This is a genomic window from Rhizobium sp. LjRoot98 (assembly GCF_964252935.1).
In the GTDB taxonomy this organism is placed as follows: Bacteria; Pseudomonadota; Alphaproteobacteria; order Rhizobiales; family Rhizobiaceae; genus Pararhizobium.
In genome coordinates, this window is record NZ_CAXUPW020000002.1 from 673458 (window position 1) to 699991 (window position 26534).

The 26534-nt window shown below is 54.2% G+C and carries 10 protein-coding genes; 1 reads left to right on the plus strand and 9 read right to left on the minus strand.

The window, feature by feature from the left end:
- Positions 1 to 98 precede the first annotated feature (98 nt).
- The 6 genes from ACSQ3J_RS11800 to ACSQ3J_RS11825 form a co-directional block, all read right to left on the minus strand.
- Complete coding sequence (locus ACSQ3J_RS11800) at positions 99 to 2258, minus strand: DEAD/DEAH box helicase (protein WP_436039167.1); 2160 nt, start codon at positions 2256 to 2258, stop codon at positions 99 to 101.
- Positions 2248 to 3888, minus strand: coding sequence for a Hachiman antiphage defense system protein HamA (locus tag ACSQ3J_RS11805; protein ID WP_436039169.1), 1641 nt, complete (start codon positions 3886 to 3888; stop codon positions 2248 to 2250). The genes ACSQ3J_RS11800 and ACSQ3J_RS11805 overlap by 11 nt, the downstream gene beginning before the upstream one ends.
- Before the next feature lie 170 nt (positions 3889 to 4058).
- Complete coding sequence (locus ACSQ3J_RS11810) at positions 4059 to 5426, minus strand: AAA family ATPase (RefSeq protein ID WP_436039171.1); 1368 nt, start codon at positions 5424 to 5426, stop codon at positions 4059 to 4061.
- A gap of 245 nt (positions 5427 to 5671) precedes the next feature.
- Positions 5672 to 15892: an RNaseH domain-containing protein gene (locus ACSQ3J_RS11815; protein WP_436039173.1), complete on the minus strand. Its 10221-nt coding sequence runs from the start codon at positions 15890 to 15892 to the stop codon at positions 5672 to 5674.
- Positions 15892 to 19317, minus strand: coding sequence for a hypothetical protein (locus ACSQ3J_RS11820; protein ID WP_436039175.1), 3426 nt, complete (start codon positions 19315 to 19317; stop codon positions 15892 to 15894). The genes ACSQ3J_RS11815 and ACSQ3J_RS11820 overlap by 1 nt, the downstream gene beginning before the upstream one ends.
- Positions 19314 to 20438 carry a hypothetical protein gene (locus ACSQ3J_RS11825; RefSeq protein ID WP_436039177.1) on the minus strand — a complete coding sequence of 375 codons (1125 nt, stop codon included), beginning with the start codon at positions 20436 to 20438 and terminating at the stop codon, positions 19314 to 19316. Before ACSQ3J_RS11825 ends, ACSQ3J_RS11820 begins: the two co-directional genes overlap by 4 nt.
- Before the next feature lie 354 nt (positions 20439 to 20792).
- Here ACSQ3J_RS11825 and ACSQ3J_RS11830 point away from each other — a divergent pair, with 354 nt between their 5' ends.
- Positions 20793 to 21218, plus strand: a complete 426-nt coding sequence (locus tag ACSQ3J_RS11830; RefSeq protein WP_436039179.1) for a DUF2000 domain-containing protein — start codon at positions 20793 to 20795, stop codon at positions 21216 to 21218.
- An 8-nt stretch (positions 21219 to 21226) separates the two neighbouring features.
- Here ACSQ3J_RS11830 and ACSQ3J_RS11835 read toward each other — a convergent pair whose 3' ends face one another.
- The 3 genes from ACSQ3J_RS11835 to ACSQ3J_RS11845 form a co-directional block, all read right to left on the minus strand.
- Positions 21227 to 21781: a helix-turn-helix domain-containing protein gene (locus ACSQ3J_RS11835; RefSeq protein ID WP_436039181.1), complete on the minus strand. Its 555-nt coding sequence runs from the start codon at positions 21779 to 21781 to the stop codon at positions 21227 to 21229.
- Between the two features lie 361 nt (positions 21782 to 22142).
- On the minus strand, positions 22143 to 24707 hold the full coding sequence (locus ACSQ3J_RS11840; RefSeq protein WP_436039183.1) for a patatin-like phospholipase family protein: 2565 nt from the start codon (positions 24705 to 24707) through the stop codon (positions 22143 to 22145).
- 103 nt (positions 24708 to 24810) lie between these two features.
- On the minus strand, positions 24811 to 26493 hold the full coding sequence (locus ACSQ3J_RS11845) for a patatin-like phospholipase family protein (protein ID WP_436039184.1): 1683 nt from the start codon (positions 26491 to 26493) through the stop codon (positions 24811 to 24813).
- Positions 26494 to 26534: the final 41 nt, after the last annotated feature.

The following is a 26534-nucleotide window of genomic DNA, read 5'->3' on the forward strand; positions in this document are numbered from 1 at the left end:
AATTGAAGGCCGAGCCGTTCAAAGGTCAATCTGTTCCGGAAGCTACGCGAGTCTAAGTTGCCCAGGCCCAGGTCGTTGCACCGACTAGGTGTCATCCGTTAAAAAACGCTCTGTTTGAAAATTGGGAGAGTTGCCGCAACGTCTCTGATTAGCTCGACTTCAAAATCAAAAAGTCCGCCGACATTCAAATCTGGTGATGAAATCAGACGGAGAGCTGATTCCAATGTTGGAAATGCCGCAGATCCTTTGGCAAGCTTACGAGCAGTCTCGGGCGCCACGCCATATTCGTCGAGAGCAAAAAGCCCTGGTTCGATGAACAAACTCTCTGTTCTCGCGGCGAAGAGACTGTAGTCTCCGGGCTTGCGGTCGACCTTCAAAAAGAGGTCAGCTTGAATGGTTGAGATGGCCATCAAATGCCTTGGAAAGGTGTAGCCAAGATATTTTCTCATGAACCTGAGTGCTAGTTCGACTCCGCCGCTGATAGTGACGTCTTCACGTCTGTAGCGAACGAAATTGTCTATGACATCACGAAACCGCTCAGACATTTGAACTCGATTTATCGACGCCTTGAGACCAAGGCCAGAGAATATGCCATATCCCTTCAAAGTATTTTCATCGAAATAGTCATATATGAGGTCGCACACTCCCAGTAATTGGTGCGGTGCCGGCATTCCAGTCCAGCTTAGTACATCCTCATAGTGATGCAGGTCGTTTCGAATAGCGCGATATATCGCGTGTTGTGTATCAAGCGGCACGTGCCGGTTCGCTTTCAGCGTCTCGTGTGACAAGGGACTGTTTGATCGAGCGTCGTTCACTCGCTGAAGGGCTGGTGGGGAGAGATCTGCATCATCCAGATCCAAGAGAAGAGATAGTGGGGTGCTCTCAGATTGTGTGGCGACAGCAACCTCGACCGAGTAGGTCTCGGCTGATGGTTGCTCCTCAAGCACAAAGACTTTCCCGACGAAATATTGCCTCATGCGGCCAGCTCTGCCAGCAATATTTCGAAAGGTGAAATGGTCGATCCCTTTGTTCCGCCCAATTCGCTTGTCAAAGATTATTACGTTTTCCGCAATCGTGTTGACGCCTTCAATCATCGTTGAGGTACATATCAAAAACTTGATGAAACCCAACTCAAAGGCCTTCACCATATACTGTTGAAGAGCGCGAGGCAGGTTGCCGTGATGGATCCCGATCCCTTGCTGAAGTGCTCTCGTTACAATCCATTCGTTGGGATACTCGTATTCCAACCACTCGACGGCTGACGCTGTTTCTGGTGTCTCCTTGAACAGGCTCGAGTTGAGAAGGGCCTCCGCAGCGCCCTGTGCGGCGCCAGGTGATTGACAATAAATAAGTGTCGGCGTGGTCAGCTCGCCACATAATTCGATCAGCTTCCCTTCTCTGATGCTCCGAACCTGTGGGAGGTTGAATTGGATGATGTCGAGGGCGACCGTCGAAAACAAGGAAGGGATGAAGAGGTATTCGTGCTTAGAGGCCAGGCCAACCACGGCATCCACGTGCGGACCGATCAAATAGAATTGTGCCCCGGTTGCTGCCAGCTTATGAAAACATAGATTGAGGTCGACTGCTCGATCATCATCTTCTCCTCTGAGGTCGAGCTTGTAGAATTCGTCGATAACGAAAAAGGTGACATTCATCAGGTCGTCGCGTGAGAGCGCTCGTTCCTGCGTGAGAACGAAAACGGTATTTACGTCGGATGACGAGATTTGGCTCGGATGTGTGACGACCTCGAAACGTTCGCCAAAAGTACCGGCGATACGCCGTCGCGTCTCGTCGATGAGTGCGATCGTGGGAACAATGATTGCAAGGTGTTTATGTCGACCGGACGAGATCACAGCGTCCACAATGGCGCTTTTACCTACGCTGGTGGTGGCGCTAAGAACAACATTTCGTCCGGCGATCAGCTCCCGATAGATCTGAAGTTGAAGTGTGTGAAACACGCCCACCTTGCCGCTTGTAGGAACTCTGTGTGCCTCGAGGAGAAGTTGGTTCTCAAATGTGTTCGTGGACGTCAGGTCAAGGTAGGGAAGCAGACCAACTGCACGGATCAGCGCTTCGAGAAGCGGAAAATAACCCGGCGGAATGGAAGTCTTAACGGCCAGACACCGAATTACCATTTCGCGACCGACATCATGGAGCGCCGCGGAGTTGACCAGAGCCGCCACCGCCGCGAAAATTGGTGCGGCATTATCTGAAGAAATACCAGCCTTTAGGGCTTCCCTAAGTTCATCAATTTCCATGGCATGCATCCAACGCTTTTTTGAAGACTGACGCGAAATTGGCGGCATCCTGGATTGGTATCAGAAAGACGTGAATCCGAATGTCGATCAGCTTGTTCGAGAGACTCGCCTTCAGGTTTTCGTAGCTGGCTATCGCTTCTTTTTTAAGTTCATCAACGTAGTTGTCCTGAAAGCCGGCTGCCAACACTCCGCTATCGTAGGCAACTAAGATCGGCAGGTTGAGGATTTTAACCAGATCATCGAGCTTTGCATGACGGGTGAGCGCCTTCTCTAGCGTTGTCGCCAACATATGCTGAGGTTCGCGCAGCTGTAATATCAGGTCACGTTCCTTTCGAAGGAAATCTCGGTCAACGAGCGCCTCGAGGTCGGCGGAGGTTGCCGCTAAAACTTCATTCCAGGTCCGTGTCGAGGTTACGTGGGCTTGACCAAGCCAGAGCTCGTCACCCTCTGGCCGGTACACAATGTGCGCGTTGACTGAACTTGAGCTGCTGCTGGATACACTGAAGAGCTTGCATGCAATCGGCTCGCTAGCATGGTAGTGGCGAAGAAGAGCGTGCAGCAGAAGCTGCGAAAGGAGCTCGTCATAATTTATGCCGTATTGGCCAATTGCCTCAACCGCCTTACCAATGAGCTCTCTCGCCTCGAAGATCGTGTGCTTGGCCAAAACACGCGCGGGTAGGGAAACCTCGGGAATCCAGTTGATCAAGTATTCGGCGAGTTCACGGCCCCGCCAAATACGATTGTCAAATTCGGCATCGTATGATGCCATTGATCGTGACGACGGGCTTTCATCGATGCGATGCAGCTCTGCAAAAAACTCTGTAGTGGCAAATTGATAGACCTTAAATGCCGACCGATTTTTCTCCCGTATTTCGGCAACCTTCCGCTTCCACCACGCCTGAATTGCTGTTTTTGTAATCGCTTTGGCGGTTGGGTTAGACACGCGGGAGGCGTCTCCCGCATCAATCGCAATATTCAGGAGCTCAGCATAGATTGCTTCAGCAACGCTTATGTAGATGCATTCCCCTTTTGCTTCAGCGAGCCGGAGAATCCGATTGATGTTATCCTGCTTAACAGCATCGAACTCTCCGACGTGCTCCCATAGAAGAGCGTGGGTCCAAACTGGCACCGTCGTACCCTGAGGCGACACGACTCCCCTTAGTCTCTTCTCAAGTCTGGTTCCGAGATCCGTGAGGTCCTGTACCACAGATGTAGAAGCTCGATTACCTCGCTCAACTTTTAAAGGTTGCAGATCTTTTCGAACGTCACGCCGGCTTATGATACGAAACTGAGCCACGCCAGGGAACGCGTCACAGGCAAGAGATTTCTCTATGAGTGACGTGCCTACTATTGTTTTAGGACTGCGATCACAGATTTCTCCGAGCGACCATTTCGCGTCTCCATCAGTGATTTTGACCTGAACGTACTCGTTCACCGTCGAGGAATCATATCTCCAGCGAAGCGCGATATCGTCGCCGGTTTCACATTCAACTTGTTGTAGTGCCGGGTTATCGAGCAACTGTAACAGGAATCGCGCTGCTATGTGGTCTTGGAACTTGAAGCCTCTGCGACCAGCGACGCCGCCCGCATCAGACGCGCCAGAGGGATGTATCAAGGGGGTGAGCGACATTAATTATCTTCAATTCAATGCACGAGTAAGATGTACAACTTTACGAGGGTTGAGAGAATATTGTGTAAATGGCTGCCCATACGCCCGGATTGGGATCATGGCGCGTCTTTAAATAGAGGCCTGTCCTCTCGGCTCTTGCCAAGCGTTTTGAGGACACAAGGATTGGTGATCTACGCCTCCCTGACATCGCTTACCACCACATTCGTGCGACCGTCTCCAGCTAGTATCATATCAATTTCCGATTGAAATATTTCCGCATGTCCGTCGAGCAGACCTGCGCGTTCGGTGCGCCATTCCCCATCGATGCGCTTCTTTTCCATCGGGCGGTCAACTATGACGTAGTGAACCTCGAAGTCTGGTGGCACGAGATCGACCACGCGAAGCCTGTCCCGTTTGCGCAGGTTGGTGGCGTCTAGGACAACGTTGTCTCCACGAGAAAGGCGGTCGACGATGCGAGTTTCTGCCAGTGAGAAAACTTCGGTCTGAGTGCCGGGTTTCACAAGCGAACCGTATAGCTCCAGCCGAATTTGATCAGTCGAAACGATTTCATCAAATGCAAAGTTCGACTTAGCGTAAGTCGATTTCCCCGCCCCGCTTGGCCCCACCATCAGGGTGAGGCGCTGCCCACACCGTGGCCAATACCACCCTCGGGCCTCAGCCGGGACCTTGGTTGTATAGGCCAACCATGCATCCGATAGCATCTCGATAAGGGAATGCTCCGGTACATTATTGTGAGCGACTTCGTTTCGTGCCTTGGCGGCAGCACGCATGAATTTTTCGTCGTCGTTTTCGAGAGTACCGACGAGCAGGTCGCGCAGATGTTTACTTTCGAGGCCATAGCGGTGGTCTATGGTCTTGTTCCCCCAAGGAGTTTGTACGACGTGGGGCAGTTGTTTTTCGAGGATTTCGCTGTAGCTGTCCGCAAAATGCCTGCAGACCATCGCATTGAAGTCGAGGATCGGGCCACTTACCGCTTTCCACCTTCTGATATCAAATGATCGCCTGTCCCCAGCCGCTATGAGCGCTGCGGTATGAACGAAGACGTTTCCGTCGACATAATCAACAAGCCCATTAGCCCAATGCGGGTGCGTGTCAGCGTGAACGCCGTAGGCCTTCCTTAGGAAATTCCATGGGTCAATCGCGTCAGATGGTGGCATATCCAAAAGCGCGTGAGCCAGAACTGGATCGTAACCCGCCAGCCCTATCGTGATTTCGGTAGCTGCGCTCTCGAAGAGATCACTGCGGCCTCTGCCGCTTTTCTTGCTGACATAGGTCCTTATGTCGAACGACGAAACGCGCTCGCGCCAAGAAACAATGGCGCCTGGAAAGAGCCGTTCGACATCGCCACGGGGGGTGTTGGGGTGGATCACGGCTACGAGGGTAGGAAGGAGAAGACCATCTTTTCGCCGGCGACGCTCTGAGATGAAGGAACGGAAGAAGGGCGCCCAAATCGCCCAATCACCTCGCTCGACGCCATCGACCATGAACATCGAGCCTCGCAAGGTGGGCAAATCGAAAAACCCGCCGACCGACCTCATTCCGGCTCCCGATATACCGGCTGCGGACGCCATCTGGTGGACCGCTGATCCACGTGCTTGTGCCCTCACGTTGTGGACGGGAGAAATACCGACTTCTTCGAAGCCAGAGCAAACCGCCTCAAGTAGCCCGGGTGGGTGATAGCTCGGAACCTGTAACGCGACAAACCCGTGCCGATTGGCGGTTTCTACGACCTGACGCACAAACGCAGCGGGGCCGCCCAAGGACCAAAAAAGCGCTTTGTCCATCACTCCGCCGCCGTCGCCATCTGTGGGTCAAGGGCTCGGTTGGCCAAAGGCGAGAGGATATATCTGTTTCGTCGTTCCTCCCCAGGCGGTCGTCCCGGAGCCGCAACGAGCAGTCCCATAAGCGTCCCGTATTCGACGAGGGATGTCCCGGAGACACCCACCTTACGGAAGGGATCGTCGAGATCGGCATACACATCGACGTCCATTGCCGTGAATGGAGCCATCCCATGAACTGCAACCAGCATCCGAAATGCGTCACCAAAACGTCCAGTTAGCCCTATTGCGTCGGGATCAATCTTGTCTGGCAAACCCTTATCAGCTTTAGGCGACTTTATGAGTTGCCACATCGGATCGTTCCACCCGCCGTTCAACTCAACGACAGCATCAAACTTTTTCGAAAGAGAGATTGAATTGTTTGTGTTCACCATATCCTGGAAGAATGCCGTGGACCAAGGCTCGAGAGGAACCTGTGATACGTGTGCCGTCAGCATCGCAAGCTGTTCATCTCCAACGACTGAGCCGGTATGTTCAGGACCACCGACAAAGACAACTCGTGCATCTCCTGCGATTACGGGCTTCGAAATGATTGCCGTGCGCACCCATTCGGAGTTCCAAGGAGAACTAGAAGGAACAATTGCGATCACCTTGCGCCCCGCTTCGACCTTCAGGGCCAGAAGATTCGCAAGAAAGTCGGGAGCCCCAGCCGGGCGCAGAAACCGGATGTCGTAGGTCCCGCCATCCGAAAATGAATCCGGAACGGTGTTTAATGCTGCGGGAGCCAGTGCGTAGTCAGCGAGTTTATTTCCCAGAATGAGGGTCACACGCGTTTTAGAGAGCAGAATGTCTCTCTCCTGACCAAGCGTCAGTGGAGAGGCCTTCTTTTCGGTAAGAAAGCCCTTGGTAGGCGGCAACAGGCGACGGTGGGACTTCGGGTCGAAGCCGACTGGTGCTTCCATGTCGATGAAGTCAGCAATCGCATCATCAACCTCGTCTCTATTACCAAGCAGGCGGACCACAGCGCTGGAGCGCAGGGTCCATAGATCATTATTGATCCGCCGGACGATGCCCAAGCCTTCCATTTCATCCAAAAGATCGTCGAAAAGGGAAAACCGGTTCTTGTCCTGGAAGCCCGCATCCCAATAGTTGACGGCTAGGTCGCGGATTTCGCGGACCCGGAAACCATCGGAGATGATGCCCTCTGCTTCTGCCTTGAACACCAAGCTCGCAACCACGTATGCGATCAGTCGGTATCTTGGGTCGATCCCGAGCGTGAACTGGAAGATACCCTTAATTTCCTCACGGACCTTATGATCTTCCATGACCTCCGCCACCAGGTCAGAGCCGATCTCTCGAATCGGCTTCTGCGACTGGCGCACCCGATCTGAGATGAGTTGGAGCAATCGTTCGGAATATGTTTGGATTAGGACTGGATAATAGTTTGCGTGGGAAAGAATCCGCCACACGTCAGTGCGTTGTATGCTGATCCCAATGGCTGCAAATGGCCGCAGGACGAGATCTTCGGCGTCCTTTCGCTCGCTCCCGGTTAACGAGCCGATACGTCTGGGGTTGGCGGAAATCTGCTTGAGCGGCGGATTGCCAGTCTGAACAAGACGGGTAACATCGGACAAACCCGACAGTACAAATTTGAACCGACGTTTGGTTTCGGTCATCAACTGCTGGAGCGCCAGGAACTCGATATAGTTCTGTGATGCATCGGCGACGACAAATTGGTCGGCTTCATCAATAAGCATCAGGACACGCCGCCGCGTATCATCTTCAAGCCAGCGTTTGATTTCCAGACGAATCTTCTTCGCATCCGTCATCGAACCGGTTTTGCCGAAAATCTCCGGAAGAGACGCTACGATTTCAACCCAAATCCGATTGGTGGGTGTCGGCCCTTTGCCGATTTCCTGCGCGTCAACAAACGCGACCAGTGTGCCGGCCTTTTCATCGTGCCTCGTCGCCCTGAGGTGCCTGAGAATCGCCGTTTTTCCCATGCGTCGGCCGCCGTAAACGACACAACTGCCTTCAGTATCGAAAATATGCCCGATATCCTCGCGGCGACCCACGAACATTTCTGGCGGAACAGCGTCTCTGCCCCAGTCATGGTATGGTGCCACGTAACTGTAGGGTTGGGCGAGCTCAAGCAAGGTAAGGGGGCGTAGGGTCTCTTCTCCGAGAAAGTAGAAGATGCTTGCGGAGTCGATGAGAAGTATTCGGCGTTTACCTTCGAGGTTTCGAAGATAGAACTGTCGGCGCTGGTCCTGCGACACTGTATCCCCCACGAAGAGAAGGACGCCATGCTTTGCCGCAGAGCAAAGGGTCCCGACAGCAGAATCGTTGGGCAAATTCTGCATTACCGCGATCCGATACCATCCTTCGGTGCGTGATCCGAAGTCTGGCAGGAGTAAGCTGTCCTGGTCAGTTTCGATCTCAGCTTTGAAGTCGCCGACAAAGATCTTGCGCTGGTTGGAGGCCCTCTCCACCACGTCCTTCATTTCAGTCCGAATGCCGATCTTCTCCAGAAAGGTAGAAAAGTGTGCGGCGAACGTGGTGTGATCGTGGAACCGGCGAAATAGCTCACGCCAAATCGAAACGATTTCCTCGGCTACCGCGCGTCGCGCTTCCGGTAGTGCGCTATATCGAATTGCCTCAAAATCGACCCCGGCCACAAGTGCGTCCGTTATCTCTTTGCCCAGATCACGCCTGTGGTGGGCCAGCTTTGGAAGTACAACTTGGGAGAACTCCGCGAACCGCCAGTTTGCACTCCGGCTCTCGGGAAGGCGGCCGGTCTTTTTCGCCTCTTCGATGTATTCCTCGGCAGTCAGAAGATCGTCCGACTGGCACAACGCCCGCAGCCTGTCTAACAGAATGGTGTCGGTCCCAATCGTGGCCATTTCATCGACTTGGCCGAGAAGGCGAAGGCGCGGTTCATCAAGAAGTGCCTGTGCTTCGGCCTTCACATCTTCGAGTACGTCGATGGCGACGCTGACGTCGAAAATCCCTTGGGTGTCTTCATCCTCGGTGCGCTCTTCAGGCGAAACAATTATCGGGACTTCCACGGCCTCGATCGTATCAACCCTGTCAAGCAAAGCTGTTGCGCTCTCAGCACCTCCGCCTTGGCGAAGAGAACCGAAGCGTATAACCCGTTCGACAGTTTTCCTTACCGCTGCGCAGTCTTCGCGTAAACCATGCCGAGCCGCGGTGAGGTTGACATCCAGCTCACCGCTGAGCGATGTTCTTAGATCTTCTGGAATATCGAAGAAGTTTGCGGCGTCCAGGAGCACCCGAGCGCCGACGTACGAACCGCGCACGATCCGATCGTGGACCACCCGTTCAAAGAACGCGTTTCGCGCCTCGCCAACCGGAGGAAGGAGCGGTGGTTTAATTTCGCAGATTAGGTCGATAATGGCGCCCGGATTATAGGGCGAAGGAAGCCAGGAGCGACCGAAATCCAGATCCGATAAGAAAGCCATTTCTGCGTGATACGAATGGTAGGTGTCCGCCATTCGCGAGATGGGTAAGCCAGCCTCTCCTGCAAGTATGCTTGCCACCTTCCGGAGGCGGAGGGATGCATGGCCCGCGGCAATGCCCAACTGATCATGCGTTTTGGCTGCTGTTTCGACAGCAGACACCATGCCGCCAAGGGCTTTTGCAATTTCCTTGGCGAATTCCCGAGCTTTCGGTCGTTCAGTTTGCTTCGCCGTTTGCACTTCGGCCAGTAGCTCAAGGTAGTTGTTGGCCTCGTCGCGGAAATCGCTGAAGAAGCCGACGAAGCGATCACGGGCAGCGCCATCGATACCTTTTGACTTGGAGTTGATCTTATCCTCCACGTCGTCCAGCAATTGAACGACGCGCAGGCGATCTGGAAGTTTACTCACGAAGTCTCGAAGTAGCTCGGCGGTTTTCTCATCATCGACCGCCTTCGCAAGCTGCAGGCGCAGCCTACCCATGAGTCCATCGCTCTTGTTGAGCTCATTTCGTAGTTTCATGCCGAGTTGAAAATCGAATTTCATAATTCCGAACTGTTCAGTTTTCGCGAACAGGATCGACCTGACCTTTGTCATCGCGTCGAACCGATCTAGCTCGTTGGCAACGTTTGCGAGCATCGCACGCGTAAAGGTAACGTTGGTATGGCGGATGCGCGAGACGCTCTCGAACACATCGTTTGCCCTTGCCCCCAGTTCGTTTGGAAGGGCCACAAATGATCGCAGCAGTTCACCAGCGCCGGATGATGGGAAAAATATCCCAAGCTCCACAATTAGCGGCATCACGGCCATAAGCCGGGCAGAAGCCCGTTCCTGGTTAAGATCGGCCTCAATTGTCGATATCACGCGAAAACCCGCCTGAACCCATTCTCCCACAAGATCTAGCCTGCTTTGAAGGGCTGTCTGGTTGAGGTGCCCGGCAATTGCTGCAATCTTAGCCTCATCGGAGGTCGTGGCGAGGGAAGCTCCCCGTCCTTCCGTCTCTGCTGCACGGGCGAGGTGGTAGGCCAGCCCATAACTTCCAGCAGCCATCAGTGCAGCCAATGCGTCGTCGATACGCGTGTTTTCAGGATCGTCGAAAACACTTTCGAGATCTGGATCGGCGGGCGGCATGTCAGCTACGTGGTCCAGTTCTCTGGTCGAGGCCAAACGATGGAGAGCGTCCAGGTCTATCCAGTCGTCCTCTACATCCTCGGCAACGAGTTCGCTGGCGTGACCGACTTGGATCTCCGATACCGAATAGTCAGCCGGGAGCGAACTTTCATCCATGGTTGGCGCGTTGGAACGATCCTCGGACGTCGAGGCACTCAGCTTTGCATCGTTATCGTCGTTGACAACGTCTTCATCGCTGTGAAGTTGATCCTCGTCGACTTCGTCCCATTCGATCGCTGCGGGCGTTTCAATTGGAGGGACTCGGTCGGCTGTTGTCGGGTTTTGGACGTCGGACTCGGCTTCACGATCGCTACGGATCTGGGCGACTGGAACAGGGGCGGGGGGCGCCGACACAACTACATCGGGCCTGGTGCCAGATGTTCTTTCTAGATGAGGGATGGCCGTCGTCAGAGCGTTTAGAACATCAGCAAGCTTGACTGAGACATCCGAAACGCGGGAGGCGACCTGGCTGTTGATCGCTCCGATCTCGTTCAGTCGTGCGGTGCGGGCCCGTTCATTCAACGCTGCCACGTCCTCAATGGCTTTTTCCGCCTCATCGGCAGCGGATTCTCCAGATTGCAATGCACGCGCAGCAGCCGACGCAGCAGTGGCGTCAATCAGGCCTTTCGACGGCAGAGACGGAAGATGGACATCTTCTCCAAGGGCATCAGCGATAGTGGTCGCTTTGCCCCCGAGCGCCGTGGTGCGCTCTATTAATGGTTCGTTCGAAACTCCTCGTGGGATTTCGGCGATGCTGGCGAGTGCAATCTCCATCAATGATCGGATTGTTTCGATCGTGCTGTCTAGTGCCGCAAAATCGCTAGTACCGGCGGCGGCTGCTCCGTTAGTTGCCGCCTCGGCAAGCTTGGAAAGAGTTTCAGCCAGCGAAGCGCTGGATGGGACTTCAGTCTCTCCCAACCGTACGTTTTCGCCCAGTTCCGCAGGTGTTGGTTTGGTTTCTCTCATTGGTCCCCCGACCTCCCAGACTTCATCGTTCTTTTCTTCTGGATCTGTTGTCCAGGTGCCATTGGCTGCGTAGTTAGTTTCAGTTGTCTCCGCCGACACTTCCATAACTGACGTTTCAAGCACGGTTTGAGCGGAAGCTTCCAAGGAGACAGGCGCCTTTATCGGGTCTCGCTCTCCCGCTCCGAAGGCATCGAAGTATCTTTGAAACTCACCAAGCTCCGCGCTTTCGTCGTTTCGCTGAAACCACAGCGAGGCCCGCCGCCTAGACCGGACAAATGCCGCGATTTCGGCAAACTCAGGCCCGGCCGATGTCACTACCTGCTCCAAAGGAAGCGACGGGTTTTCGATTGCCCGAAGGATCGCCATGTCTGCGGCGAAGTTTCGATACCCAGATTTGATCAGGTGCTGGACGATCGCTGGTGCGTACCCATTGGGTTCCCAATCCGACGGGATTTTCGTCCGGGACTCAGTGGAGCCGACGTTTTGGCTGGACTTCACGATTCCTTCGATTTTTCTGTAAAACGATCGGAAAAGGCTCTCATCTCCGCGATGGGTAACTGCTCCCAGAACCGGCTCCGGCACGGAAAACATCTCCAGAACCTTGCTGGTAAGAGCCTCAGAGGTGGGTTTTTCGTCCGGCCAAAACTTGGGTTCCCTGAGTACGTTTGAGAAAAATTCGCGATTGTTGTGGAGGTGGCTTCGGAACGCCCCATTCAAAGCGATTTTGTCGCGGATCCACAATGCGTCGACAACTGGCGGCACAATGATGGAGGGAATGCCTGCGAGTTGGGCTGCATCTTCCCTATCCGCCATTGCCGATGTTGGCACCCATTCGTAAGAGAGACGAGCTGACTCTCTATCAAGATACTCGGCAGTTTTCGCGAATATCGTGTCGCGGTTTTCCACATATCGCGCGACTCGAGCGCAGAAAGCAGCGATCTCTGTGTAGTCATCGGGAAATTCTTCCGCCAATGAAGCGGCGTCGTTGTGAATGTTATTATAGTTTGCGGTGAAAACGACTTCGATCAGGAAGTAGCTACGAACGAGATCGGCGTTGCCGCTGAGGTGAAGTTTACGTCCTATGAAGCGGGGCGTTTTTCGAAGGGAGGTAAAAAGCGCCTCAGATTCCGTCTTTTGAACTACCTTTGCGCGGTGCATCACGGTGTCGTAGAAGTTGTTGAAAATCCATCTTCCCGCTTTTGAAGCGGATTTAGGCAAGACGTCGTAAAGGAAAACGAAGCCTTCGGCGAGACACATGAGCCCAAGCATAAATTCGGCAAAGGATTTATCGGATCTTGGGTCAAGGTCAGGAAGGAAACGCTTCAACGGCATAGGACTGGCTGTAACCGCTGCAACGACAGCCTGCTTGGTACGGATCGATGAGTGGCCAGCTGCCACGGATTGAAACCAGGAAACTGTCGCAAACCCAGGTAGTGGCCCAATCCAATGACTTGAAACCATGGCTTCCAGCAGGGGGTCGCCACCAGCCTTTTCCAGAACGTCTTCAGGGACTTGGATAGTCGGGGAAGGAGCGGGTGGTTTCGCGATAAACGGAAGGGTGGAAGAGGGGGGCACGATCGGCTGCAGTGTCATTTTTTCCTCCCTCAACTTGATTGGTGCAGCGGCGCGGGCCGCGAGAAACAGCAACGGTTCGGAGATGGCCGAAGGTTCTGCCTTGCTGAATAAGCCTTGAGGAGGCACCACTTGCTGCGTGGTTGGGCCGCCTTCCAAGTCGCCATCGAGATCTTGTTCGATGACCGATAGGACGTCCTCAGGCGCTGTATCCGGATCGTCAGCAACAGTGCTAGCTAGCATGTATGCCGGGATATACTCCGCAACTTTTTGAGCTTGGAAGAGCGGCGCTGGCATCTTTGCCGGTGACCTGGTGTGGCCGAACCCGGTCCGGAGACCGTGACAAAGGGCAGCTATCCTGTCCGGATCGTCGTCTCCTACCGTGTGTAAAACCAGAATGCCGATCGCGCCTGGAAGCTTGTAAGGCTCCAGCGTCAAGTCACGTGTCCCCGGTTTAAATAGTTTCTGCCCGGCTAGATTGGCAGGTATCTCATCAGCTGCGAGAGACTTGAACTGAGTTGGAAGTCGATAGACTGAAAGGCCTTTTGCAATCTTCTGCTGGCCATCGAGGTCACCGCTAGAGATGTAATTGGCGGCTGATCCCGGAATTCTTACCAATCGCCCCGGGTCCGTCAAGGTTGGAACGCGCTGAGTAATCGTTTCCATAATTTGGCCAGTCTCGGGGACGATTTCCTGCCAAACCTTCTCTTTCCGCGTTACGACGTTTGGTTCGACGGTGTCTTGAATACGTACCACTCGGGCACCTGGCCAGTCCGTGGTCATATCCAAAATTTGTCCGCTCAGGGTATGCGGACCTGCGTATCCCTTGTTTGAGAGGGATGGCCAAAAGTTTCGAGCGTGTGCCCCATCAAATAAAATAAGTGGTCGTTCTCCGCGCTCACATGCGGGGCCGACGACCTCATTGACGAAATCCTGAAAGTCGGCCTTTGCGGCTTCGTTATTGTCAGCAGACACGCCATCCCATGAAGCGACAGATTTCAACACGTCAAAAAATGGTGCTGGTCCCGCGTAATCGGGAGCACCATTCTTGGAACGGCTTGCCAATGCGGTTGTTTTACCGCTCGCAACATCGATCGAGACCGCAAGGAAGAACGACGACTGCGCCTTAGAGCGAGTTTTTGCCTGGGCAACGACCGAGACGCCGATGACTGATTTTGGTCTAGTCGTGGATTTTGGGAAAGCTTCAGCGATATGTGTTACGATGGGCGAAACCAAACCGGAATGCCCGAACATCAAGTCCAGGACAGCTGCCTGGATGCGGAAAAACCATTCGTCAGCTTTGCGTCCCCGAGCGTCTAGATATTGGACGTTGCAATCGCCATAGCGAGCAAGAGCAATTCTACCAGCGATTTTATTGATACTGTCGTCGCGCCACTTCGCAGCATGAACAATCACTCGGCAGGGTCCGTACTCCGCAGCCAAATCTTGGGCGAGGGGGCGCCAGGCTGCCAGACGCGCTTCATAGCGTTCACGGGCTGGACGATCTGCTTTGTCCAGCTCGGCTCGCGGGCCATGTACCCCGACGGGAAGCAATCTGTTTTCAACACGAACCGCGTTCGCGAAAAGTGTGCGTATGACCTCTGCGATTGCAGCGCCTTCGTCCGCTCTTGCGGAAAGAACGACGATCGTTGGGATGGATGCGCCAAACAGATCACGCGCACGCGCAGTGTTGCCTTCCCTTAAGTCATAAAATCGGCGAGCGGCTTCGGCTGACTTAGGTGAAATGGCCACACCGCGCGGCGTCTCATCCCCATGAAGCATGTGCCAAGCGTCTGCTATGGCCGCGTCATCAATGTCGTTGTACCCGAGCGTTCTTGCAACATCTTCCAATATCGTGACCGCTTTCACGGCTGGAATGTCCTCATTGGTACGGGAAACACGCTTGTCAGCGCCGACATCAATTGTCGGGAGGGGCTCGAAGATGTCTGACATGGCGGTCGTGATGGCGTCGTAGCAGTCGAGCCAATCAAGTTCCGTTGCCCCTGTGGCTACTGTGGGGACGGGCTCGTAGGACGGTGCGTAGGGAATACCGACAAAACTGCCGTTTCGCGGGCCAGCTTGGATATGCGCTGCAAAGCTTTCACCTGGATCAATTCCGGAGCGCAGGGCGGCCATGACATAGCTTGGATCTTCAGGTGACAAGACCCTACCGCTGACAACGGGAACACTGAATAGGACAGCCCTCCGCTCGTCTGGTCCGAATACAGTGGCCGATATGGTTCGCTGAGTCGGAAGCATGCCAGTCGGGATTTCCGGGCACCAACGGATCCGGGACACAGTCAGGCGGACAAACGGTTGCGCATGTCCTGGCAATGTCTCAACGGTCAGTTGTGCTCGCATTGACCACGAACCCCGATCCGCCGATTTGGGGAAGGTCAGGAAAATGACCGAATTGTCCCTTGCTCGGGATCGAATTTGGGTTCTGACAGGTCCCAGACCTGGAAATAATTCGGTGCCGGCGATCCGCCGGATTGCGGCTGCATGGATTGCGTCACGGGCGTCAGTGAAATTGATTCCATCCGCATCGTTTGATAGAAGGTTGACCAGTTTGCGGACAGTTGTGACTAGTCCGGCTTTCCTGGCAAGCGTGGTCAGCTCTGATATCAGCTCTTGATTTAGCCCGCGACGTTCGGCCCATTGCCTCAATGGGCCTGCGCACCAGGCTCGGACGGCAGTGGATGCAGCCGAGACGCACTCGGCTTCGGGGGCATCGCATTGCGCAAAAGGGTTCCGGTCCCCCAAAGAGCTCTCACTCTTCGAAACAAGAATGTCACTTCGTACGTAGAGCGGCGAGGGTAGGTGCGACGACAACAATGCTCTCAATGAGGCGTAGGGAAGGTTGTCTTCTGACGCGCCGGTGCTCGCCTTCGCTACTGCAGAAAGCCTGGAAAATGCTTCCTCAGCAGCATCAGACCAAAAGATGCGAACGCATTCGGCTTCTTCACTAGCTTGTTCAGCCAGCATGTAACCAAGGGCTTGCGTGTTATCTGCAGAAGCTCCTGTCTTACGAACGTACAGCATCAATATTCCTCGCCGGAGGCACTAGAATGGGAAATGAGGCCCGCGCACTGTGCAAGCGGATCCACGTATGGTCGGAAAAGAGCATTGTAGATTTCCCGATGCACTGGATCGGCTGAGTTGAGCAAACGGTTTAGGATTGCATTCATTGCGACGAGATAGCTGGTGCGTGCTGTGTCAGATCTCGGCGATCTTGGATTCATCGAACCTGGTGCCCACGCCGCATCGACAAACATTACCCGCGTCTTACAGCCGTTTCGAAGCGATCGGCCAATCGTCTGGATTACATCGATCATCACATCAGCAACAAACGCGTCCGTGAGTGTTCCAAGGGTGCCTACCCTGACGGAATGCCGAAGCAGGCGGCGAACATCATTCATTGCTGTCCGACGCGCTTGCCGCAACCCAAGCGCCAACTCGCCCACGTTAGCAGACGCTGGAAACGCCCTGGCGTCGAAGTCCATCGAGGCTTTACCAACGATCCCGGCGACGAAATCGAAGCTCTCCTGTGCGGGATGCGGACGGGTGAGAAAGGCGACCGTACCGATGGCAGCTTTGTCAAACAATGGCGTGCCGGAGAAAAGTGGACCGCCAAAAACAATGTTTACCCCGCGAGAGAGGGCCTTCATCGGAAACACGACGGCGTCCCAGTCATCGCGCTCACCAAGCCGTTCGACCTGTGCGGCGGTGATATAATCACCCTGACTCTTATCGGGGATGGAATCGACCACAGCCATTATGCGGCGGCCGGCCCTTTCGTTGACCGCCATCGCATGATCCTTGACCAATCTCACCTGCTCATAGCCGTTCACTACGAGCGCGACCTTGCGTCCGGGGTCAAATCGATCGCGCGTAAGTTCCGCAATGAGAGGCACGTCACCTTTCACAAAGTGATCTGTCATCGCTCTAAGTATTCGATCGCGGTCTTCGTACACTGCTCCGGAGAATCGAAGGGCTTTCGCGGGATCTTGCGGATCGGGAATTGGCCTCAACATGTAACGCGACCCACGCCACGCGTCGTCTGTAACCTGTCGCCGAAGCACATAGTGGGGGCCGACTGGAACATGAAATGCAGGACTGTCGGCGAGAAATGATGTTGCGCTGGTGAGGAGTACGTTTGGCCCCCGTCCCGGGATGTCATGGCGCAGTATCTCGTGAAGACGATACAGGAAGAGCCGGGGGGCGCCTTCGAATGTTACATAATGCAGGGACAGGCTCTTTCGGCGTCCGCGCTGCTGAAAAATGAAGCGCACGCCGGCCAGACGGCCTGTCACTGCGTCGGGAACCAGGCGGGCAAAGTCGGAAGACACGCCGTCGGTAAAAATTGGCGATCGATGAATGCCCTCGGCCATCATCGCGTGCTGTGCAGGCAGAAGGGACAGAAACTGCATGATCACAGACGAAACGTTCGCCAAAAACGAGAAAAGCGCCAAGACCCGGGGAATTTCCAGTTTTGGGTTTGGTTGTACGAGGTCAAACAACGCCTGTCGGGCAGCCTCAATCGCTTCGGCCTTCTGGACGTTCGACGAGAACGATATCCAATCAGTAAGAGCATCCACACAGGCTCGGAACGTCGTGTCTACTTCTAGGGCGCTGCGACCCACAGCCAATGCAGTGCGATCCACGTCATAGTCGCGTTCCCCGGTGCCGGCAGCTTCCTGTGTCCGGAAGAGAGCTTGACGGACACAGGCGTCCCAAAAGCTCATTATTGTCCCGATCCGGTCATCCTCATCAGCCCGCGCCGCATCACTCATCGTGTCGCGGTCCCCCCGGCCAAACAGGTCGGCGATGAGACGGTTGCCGGTCACGAATGCATCATCGTATTCGGCAAGAAACCTTGAGCCGCTTGTGGCCCGGTCGTTCTGCAATTGTCGAACCAGCGACCTGTTAAGGTCCATAAATCTCGTGGCCTTGCTGGCATAGTCGCTTACATTTGTCCCGGTGCGATCGTTCTCGCCGAGGGCGAACGGTTTCAGAAGGTCGTCGAGCAATCGGTTTTCGTAAGAGGCCTTTCCTCCGGAGATGCTGATCTCGCCCACAGCTTGTCTGTCCAGCACGGCTTGAATTCCGTCGACTTCGTCAGCGATCACGACGTCGGCGGTTCGGGCGACAGCTTCAAGGTACCGGACATGTTCCGTAGAGAAATGGGGCGGCAAGCGGGTGTCCAGAGACATGACATGTCCCAGCCATATCTTGCGCTCGGTCAGTTGTCGGGAAGCCTTCATTCGGCCACACCACGAAGAGACTGGGCATAAACATACACTTTCTGTGGCCCGAGGCTCACCGCTGGCCTTTAGTCGTGGCTGGAGCACCTGAACACACGGCGCTTCAATATGCGGGAACGGGTATTCAGGGTCAAAGGCGTCGTCGAAACCCGCCAAAGCGCAGTTTACAGACATGAGATCTGCAAACGGCACAGTACGACCAAAGCCGAGCGCATTATCGGTGGAGCCGATCCTTTCCGCCAGTTTCTGCGAATGGCGCAAGCGAGTGTCGGGTGACTGCCCCATAAGGAGTCCGACATTCACCCCGTAGGCCGAGAGCTCCGACATCAGGTTGAAAGACACTTCGATAGAGGGTAGCAGTGCGACAGTACGGATGTCTCGTTCGTAAAGCCACGCGAGTAGAAGCGTGACCAACGTCGTCTTTCCTGTTCCAGGAAGACCAATCAGGTGGCGAAGGCCATCGAGCGTCAGCTCGTTGACTGGTTCGAGTTTTGAGCGGTCGTGGGCCGGTCGCAGCACTTCGACTTTCGGATTTCCCGCAGCATCCTCAAGTCGGCGTGCCCAACCTTTCGATGTCCGGTTTGGATCGTCCGAGTCCATTCGGTCAAACCGCACGGCAATTGCCTGCAGTTCAGCAATGGGTACAGTGATTGGCCCTCTTAGCCTCTCCGAGAGGTCGTGAATTGGTCGCTCGGGCAGGTTTTTTCCGGCACCTCCGAGATTGATTGTGTGGCGTCTCGAGTCCGCTCCCGAGGGCACAATGGCAAACGGTCTGGTCGCATCAGCCACTGAGGCGCCGTGCTGACGTAGTTCGAGCCCCAAGTCCAATGCCGTCGCCCATTCGGAAATACGCGGGTCGTTCCCAGCAGTACGACGGAATGCAATCCTTCGGGAGCGTGGATCGATCAGGTAGGGCTGATCGACATATCCGTTATCATCGTCTCTTCGAGCTTCATCCCAAGTCATGAAATCGTAGACCGCCTGGCGGAGGTCACTTTCCGACGTATAGCTCACCCCGAGTTGGCGCAGGGAGAACGCGGCACGTGAGAAGGCGGCAACGTTTGGATGGTCGGTTACTGAACCAAAGCCAGTGAGTAGGGGTGGTATGTCCACCAAGTCGGTTACGCCGAGAAACGTCTCCGCAGCTGCGCAGAGCCATTGCACCGCTAGAACATGAGCAAATCCGTCCGGAAGCACTCTCACCTTGAGAATTCCTTGGCAACGTCGGAAACGGACATGAACTCCAGGCCGTCCTTACTACCAGCGATATCCCTCGCGGTACGGCAGTAGTTCCGATCTATCCGGATCCAGAAGTCAGGTATCGCAACGATGCGGCGGCGAAAAGCTCGCAGACCGCCGATGTTTCCTGCAAATCGCTGGCCGATTACGACAGCGCTTGAGTACGATTTTACATCAATCCCGATTTCCAGACCGCCCAGGCCGATGTCCGCTGCATCGCACATCGGATAGAGTTCCACATCCGATCTCACCGAGGTCAACATATCGTACAGCCAAATTTCCGGCAGACCAGGGCCAACCCAGTAAGTCATCAGTGACGGATCTGCTACGCGCCACTCATCTGGATTGGAAACCTCGTGAACCTCACCCACCGACGCCTCGGAATGTGTCATCCGACATTCTCTGACAGCACAACGGCCCATTGGATAGGTGACGCGATCGCGGTCCACGAATAGAGGTGACGAGCAATGCCGACAGAGACGTAACGTCCGCCCATCAAGCGCGGATGCTGGTAGCTTACGAAAGAATTCGGGAATTTCGCCGGCCATTTCGGGCACACTGAAGGCAAAACTGAGCACATCGGATCGCTTCAGGCAGGGACGGCGGACAATAGCTTCCCGGACTTCTCGATAGAGATCATTTGCACCGGTGCCGGCGGCTGCCAATGCGGTTCTGAGCCTCTCGTGGAATATGTCCTCGATAATCGAGCTTTCGTTGCCGGTGGACGCCAGTTCAAGGCAGTCGGATGTTGGAGCGCCAAACCCTGCATCAAGAAGAATTGCGCCACTTTCCTCAGCTTCTGCGAAGGGGCGTGGTCCCCATTCGCCGACAGGACGACAGGCTAGGGCCGTAAATGCATTTGCTTGACTGGCTATATCTTCGCTGTAGCCAGAGCGGAGTGCGATGGCCGAGACAAGTGACATGCCCCTGCGTAGTGATAAGGGCATAGTCGCATCTTGCCGGAGAATTTGGCGGTTTCGATCAGCGGCACGATGGGCCTCCACCAAGCCTCCCGCTACCACTCTAACCGCTACGCTCGCCTCACTTATCAAAGTAAAACCCCAAAGTGCAAAGCGACCTAACATGCTTCAAAGGTTGAAGTTATCCAAACTACTTAGGGTGTCAATACGCTACGAAGTGTCATCAACACCTACGATGGGTTGCGAGATTGGACCAAGAAAGTGGACTGCTTCTACAGTGAGTTATCGCATCAACGTTGAATGCTCCCGCGTTCGACCGGCATCTACGATTTGCAACAGAATACAAGACCGCGCCGATCGATAGGTCCATCCTCCAAATATGACGGTTCAGAAGTCGCAAATCTTGGGTTGTGACGTGGAGCCTCCAAGCCAGTCGTCGCCCCCGCAGATGTGTTTGCACTGGATGCATTACGAAAGACCGAGGCTGTCCCACCTAAATTGAAGAAGATGGAAACACGTATGATTGACGAAACTGAAATCGAGTCCGGCCGATGCGTTATTGTCGTTGACCGGAACCTTCCGGTCGGGCGAGCCGCAAATGCGGCGGCGGTGATTGCCTTAACGATTGGAAAGCTTCACCCCGAACTTGCTGGTGCCAATCTCGTGGATAAGACCGGGTTTGCTCATCCGGGACTCATCCCCATTGGAATTTCCATTCTGGGCGCGGATGCAAGCGATCTAGGGAAGCTGCGAAGCAAGGCACTCACCCGGGATATTACCGTCGTCGACTTTCCAATCCAAGGCCAGCAGACAAACGACTATATGGCTTTTGGGGCCGCGGTTGCAGAGACCATAACCGATGACCTGCAGTATGTCGGGGTAGGGGTGTTCGGCCCGCGCAAGTCGATTGGAAAAATCGTCGGAAAATTCGGACTGCTGGGATAGTTGACGAGTTATACCTTGGTCTGCTGGGCGTTTCGGTAAGCGCCCGGCGTCACTGCAAGGCGTTTGTAGAAGCTTCGGGTAAAATGAGCTTGATCCGTGAATCCCGTTGCTGCCGCGATTTCGGCCAGTGGCTGGGATTTTCGGATCATTTCAATCGAAAGTCTGATCCTTGCCAGCCGTTGGAACTCGTGTGGTGTCATCCCAACTTCGCGCTCGAAGGCTCGATAGAAGCGGTAAGGCGAAAGCGCGACCGCGTGAGCGATTTCGGAAAGGCCGAGTTTACGGTCGAGACGCTCGACGATGAATTCCTTTGCTCTGGAAACCGCCTTGGATTCGGAGCCAGTACGGTACGCAGAAACAGCACCACCTACATGCCGCGCAAACAGGCGGTCAGCGAAAGAGATCCTAAGTTCGTCTTGCAGTAGGCGCGGTTCTGCCCGCTCCGATGAATGATGCAGCGTCTCGAAAAGGTCAGATAGACGCTCATCGCGGATGATAGGGCCGCGAATTGAATAGGACGAGGGTGGATTGCGCTGGTCAGCATTATGCTTGGTCGAGATCATCCGGTCTTCGCCGCAATAGCGTGTCTGTTCTTTGGATTCACGGATGCTGTCGGCGTGCGATTGGCAATGTGGGGGCTGCCCAACCAGCTATCTAGCATTGTCCCTTATGTCATGACTTTGTCGGCACTCGTGGCCTTTGCGACTTACAAGCGATTGAGGAACGCTTAGAGCTAGATTGTCTGGCATTCGAACTGTCCTCAAGGATTTTGCAGTCAACGCGGTGGGGATACTGGGTTGCAGTCTCCCCGACATGGTCGAGGGTTATTTCGATAGGATTAGATGGGCCCATAGACCGGTCTATGAGCCTTTTCGATTATCTAAGGATTTGTCCTGTCGTCGAAACCGCACTAGCGAGCTCGTTTTACGGCTTCAATGACGCAGGAAACCAATGATTGTCGGTTGTTTGCGATGGCGTCGCGAACAACCGTTCGGTCCAATATTCTCCCAGCCTGCGATAGGCTTCCCACTGCTCTTCGTCAAAAAATTGGTCACCAGTTGTCTGCTGCGGGAAGTCCTTGCCGCCGGGCTTGCGGCGATAGGCAAGCAGCTCCGGCGGTTCGGTGAAAGTCAACCGCGGTTTGATCAGGAGCAATGTGCCTTTCTTTCCGCTCTCATAAGCGATCTCCGCGATGGTGGCGACGGGGCCTCCCGCCTGAGACTGGTTGGCTAGCTTCGCTAGGTCAGCAAAGGTTCCTATGACGCCCGCCAATGCCGACCCCGATCCCAGTTTGATATCGAGAGCTTCCTTATCGAGGAAGGTGATGTTTGCTCTCAAGTCAATTCGGCTCCGCTGCACAAGCCGGAGGATATCGACCATGTCATAAGTCGGGTCCGCGCCATTATCGCAGGCGACAATGTAATCTACCTCACGCTGCAGAAGGCTGTAGATACCAGTGTTCTCGAAATGACCTCCATCAGTTAGGTACCAGCGGTCACGCCTCGTTCCGTCAAAGGCCCCACGGAGTTCCAAAAACAGATAGTTTTGGACATTGTCTTTCGGATTTGCCCATAAGAAATCTCTTGGGTCCTCAGCATGCCGAGCCTTCCACCAGTATCCAAGACGGACATTGGCCATCGTCGCCAGAATGGATGTGCCCAGGGAAGTCCCTGAACCGATAGCCGCGGACACAGCAGCGCCCGATATGGCGATCCAGTTGGCAAGTGGCAATTCTTCACAGTCATTCATGCGGCCAGCGCAAAAGGTTCCTGGCTCGTCACCCTCGTAGATTATGCCACCTGGAGACAGGTGCATCGGCTTACCCTTGCGATCGCGTGCAACGAGGTTGGATGTCCCCGCGATGGTTTCGGCAATCGTCAGGTTGATCAGATGGAGGGGTGCGCCATTCTCCACGATACCATAGTAATAATCCTCAACCCTGATCGTGTCTTCGGGATCGTCCTGCCTGACATTCGTAAACTTGTTACCGTAACTCGATGCGCCCAGATACGCCCGTCGGAGCCGAGCGGCATAGAAGGTCGACAGCGAAGAGAGGTTGATGAACGAAAAGCAGAGCGACTGGCCAATGTTTACTGCGGCCAGCGCGATCAACACGGCAAACGCAACGAAACCGAATGGCTCGACTTTGGGAAAAAGCCAATGGGTGCCGGCACTCCAAAGAATGACCCAGGAGCCGACTACGATGCTACCGGCTAAAACAAAAACCGTGGAGTTCCGACCCTCAAGCTTCGTCCCGTTCGCGTCGGCAAGCTTCTCGGCCTCGTGACGGCGCAATTGGCGCCTTGCGATATAGCTGAATAGCGGTGGAACCGCAGCGACCAATACTGGCCAAGCCGAACCAATAAGGCTCGCAACACTAGCAAACGACACGTGCCCCGCCGCAACGTCGCTCAATGCAGTCCAGAATGCGCTCACCCCAATCATGACGGCGTAGCCAAGCACATCAAGCGCTGACAGCACTACAAGCGAGAGGAATATGATCAGGCTAGTCGATAGCCAGTCGCTCAATTTCGACCTTACTCGATCTTCAGCCGCAATCAAAAACTGGTAGTCGTTGGCAGCGGCGCCGGTTTTCAGAACCTTGGGGCGGCCGACCCTTAACTCCGCATAGAAAAACGCCAAAAGGCTAATTGTGAGAAATACCGATACATGAACGCAGAGGGCGGATAACGCGATCGGTTGACTGACTTGCGGGTTTGTAGCCGCTCCGTAAACGAGGTAACCGCAGAAGCCATTTAAGATCAGTGCCATCCAGAAATAAAGGTTGCTGATCACACGAAGGAGGCGCGACCCAGGAATCCAGTCACGCCGGGTAAGCCAATAGGACGAACCAAATCCCATCAGGAATGCAAGACTAAGCCATGATACGAATAGCAGTGCCGGGCTGTACCAGAACCCCGTCATGTCTGGTGAATGTCCAAAAGCCGTTAGCACCGCGCCGTCAGCCATCCGGACAGCCCAAAGGAACATCAGAAGTGTGATGCCGATCACTGTTTGAACCGCCGCCCAATTTCTCATGACGACCGCCGCGCCATAGAAAGCGTCGCTAGTTCCAGACGGGGTCAGATAACGGCCGGAATCCCGTAGCCTGCGCACTGCCTCCAGGCCCAAGGCACTCTGAAGCGGTTTCTTTTTATCGAACACTTTGCGCGGCACTTCCGACGTGGCTGTCGCGCGATAGGTCTCTGGCACAAACAGCGCACCGAAGAAACCGCCGATGTAGCTGCCACCTGAGACCGTCGATAGATAGTCAAAACGTGGCATCAGTCCGCGTTCACTCAGTGCCTGCAGAACACCCAAGCAGAAAGTGGCACTTCTGATGCCACCTCCGGAAAGGGCGAGGCCAGTCGTCACTTCAGAGTTCTCAACCCCCGCAGCAACCCTTCTCTTTGCGATCAAATCCCGCTCTTCCTTCAGCAACGTATGGAAAAGACCACCGCTGGCACCGGTCTTAAAAGACTTGCTCACCCATCCCTCCAAGCTCTCGAGCGCGATCGCAAGAGGATCATAAAGTATGTTGCATTTCAATTATGGGTTTAGCCACGGTAACAACTTCTAACTGCTTAAATTGTTACGAGCGTACGGCCAGCCCAACAAATCGCCTATTTGGCGGGAGCTTTTCAGTTTGTAGCCCAATGATATTCAATTCTGGAGAGAGGTTGCGAAGCTCTCCGTCATCAAAAACGATCGGCGTGACATAACTGTCGCCCAGAGAGTCGTCTTCGATCATATTAATCATTCGGTAGTTTCCCAATCTTTTCGGATACGTGATTACCAACTCGACTTTGCCGACAGAAATATCATGGGAGTTCATAATGCCGATCGAGTCGTTGCGCCTTTTGTTCATGTCCAGCATGCCATCCCTGGCATAAGAGCTGTCGACAATCTCAATCTCGTCGCCCACCTCTATCGTAGTTTCGGCTTTTTTGAACATAACCACGCACGCCGGGCCTGATCCCGGGGGCGCCCCTTTGCTTCGATTAAGCGCGAGGACCGTTATGTCCAACTCAATCTTCTTGGTTAGGTTTCTTGCGGTCCATATAGCAGGACGAGCGGTATTGCTTTGTGTATCCGCCCCCAAGAATGATCGAAAGTAATGAAATCCGGCCTTTTTAACTTCGAACCGTGCGGTTTTCACTATATTGTCTGCAGGCCGGTGAAAACTGATGTCGTCATCCATAATAAACCGGTCACAATTCACGACGACATGGAATCGCGTGTATTTGTAGTCGACGTAATCGAGGTAGTTGTCCGTAAGGGCCTGTACAGCGTCGATGTACTCACGTTTGGAGTCGATATCTGAAAAGCGGAAATGGCTTTGCGACTGAAGCGTTCCGTAATTTCGAGCAAAATCCCGGATCTGGGCTTCATACTCCATGAACGACCGGATGTACCAGTTTTCATCCTTTAGGGTTCGTAGGGCCTCAGCAAAATCGAATGTATTGTAGTTACATGGAACCCCTATAGAGAAAGCTTTTGAAATTTGATCGCGTGATCGCTGCACGTTGTGTGTGATGGATGCCGAGAACAACGCAAAGCAATACTGAAGGATATTACTGATTTCGCGGCGTTCATCGGCAATTTCAGGAAAAACTGCGAAGATTGGCTGATCTGCAGTTTCAGAATCCTTTAACAGAATATCGGCCGGTAGGTTTTGACATAAGCCACCATCGACCACGTGGGTGCGGCTCAAAGCACGAAACGACCGAAACGCGAGGGGTATTGACGCTGAGTCAATGACAGCGTCATGGATATATCCCTTTTCGATGTATCGGTTTTCCTGCTGAACAATATCAGACGCGTTTATAAAGAGCTTAATCTTTGTGTCTTCAACTTTCTTATAGCGAGCACTCTCGAATAAGCCCTTGATAAATTTAGCGAACTCGCGCTCATCAAGGATGGGATGTCCGCCTAGCAGAACGCGATAAATAAAGGGCAAGTTTGCTGCAATTTGCTTTGTTTTCCCCCACCAGCTCTCGTTGACTATCTCTGACAGGCGCTTTGCATCTTGAGAGACAATCCGATCAATGCTTCCAAGGCCAGTCAGTCGCAAGAAGTTGATAACATGATTGAAGTTGATCTCGCTTGCTATCAAGGCGGCGCATATGGAGCCCGCGGAGGCGCCGGAAACCGTAGAAATACATATCGTACCGTCGTCATGGCACTTTTTGAATGCCGCCGCTGCTGGTAACATGGCTATCAGTTTGGCCCCGCCACCTTGAAATGCAATTTTAATTGTCGGTACACTAGACACGCTGACCTCAACTTATTGACTTTAGGGAAGGGGATAACTAT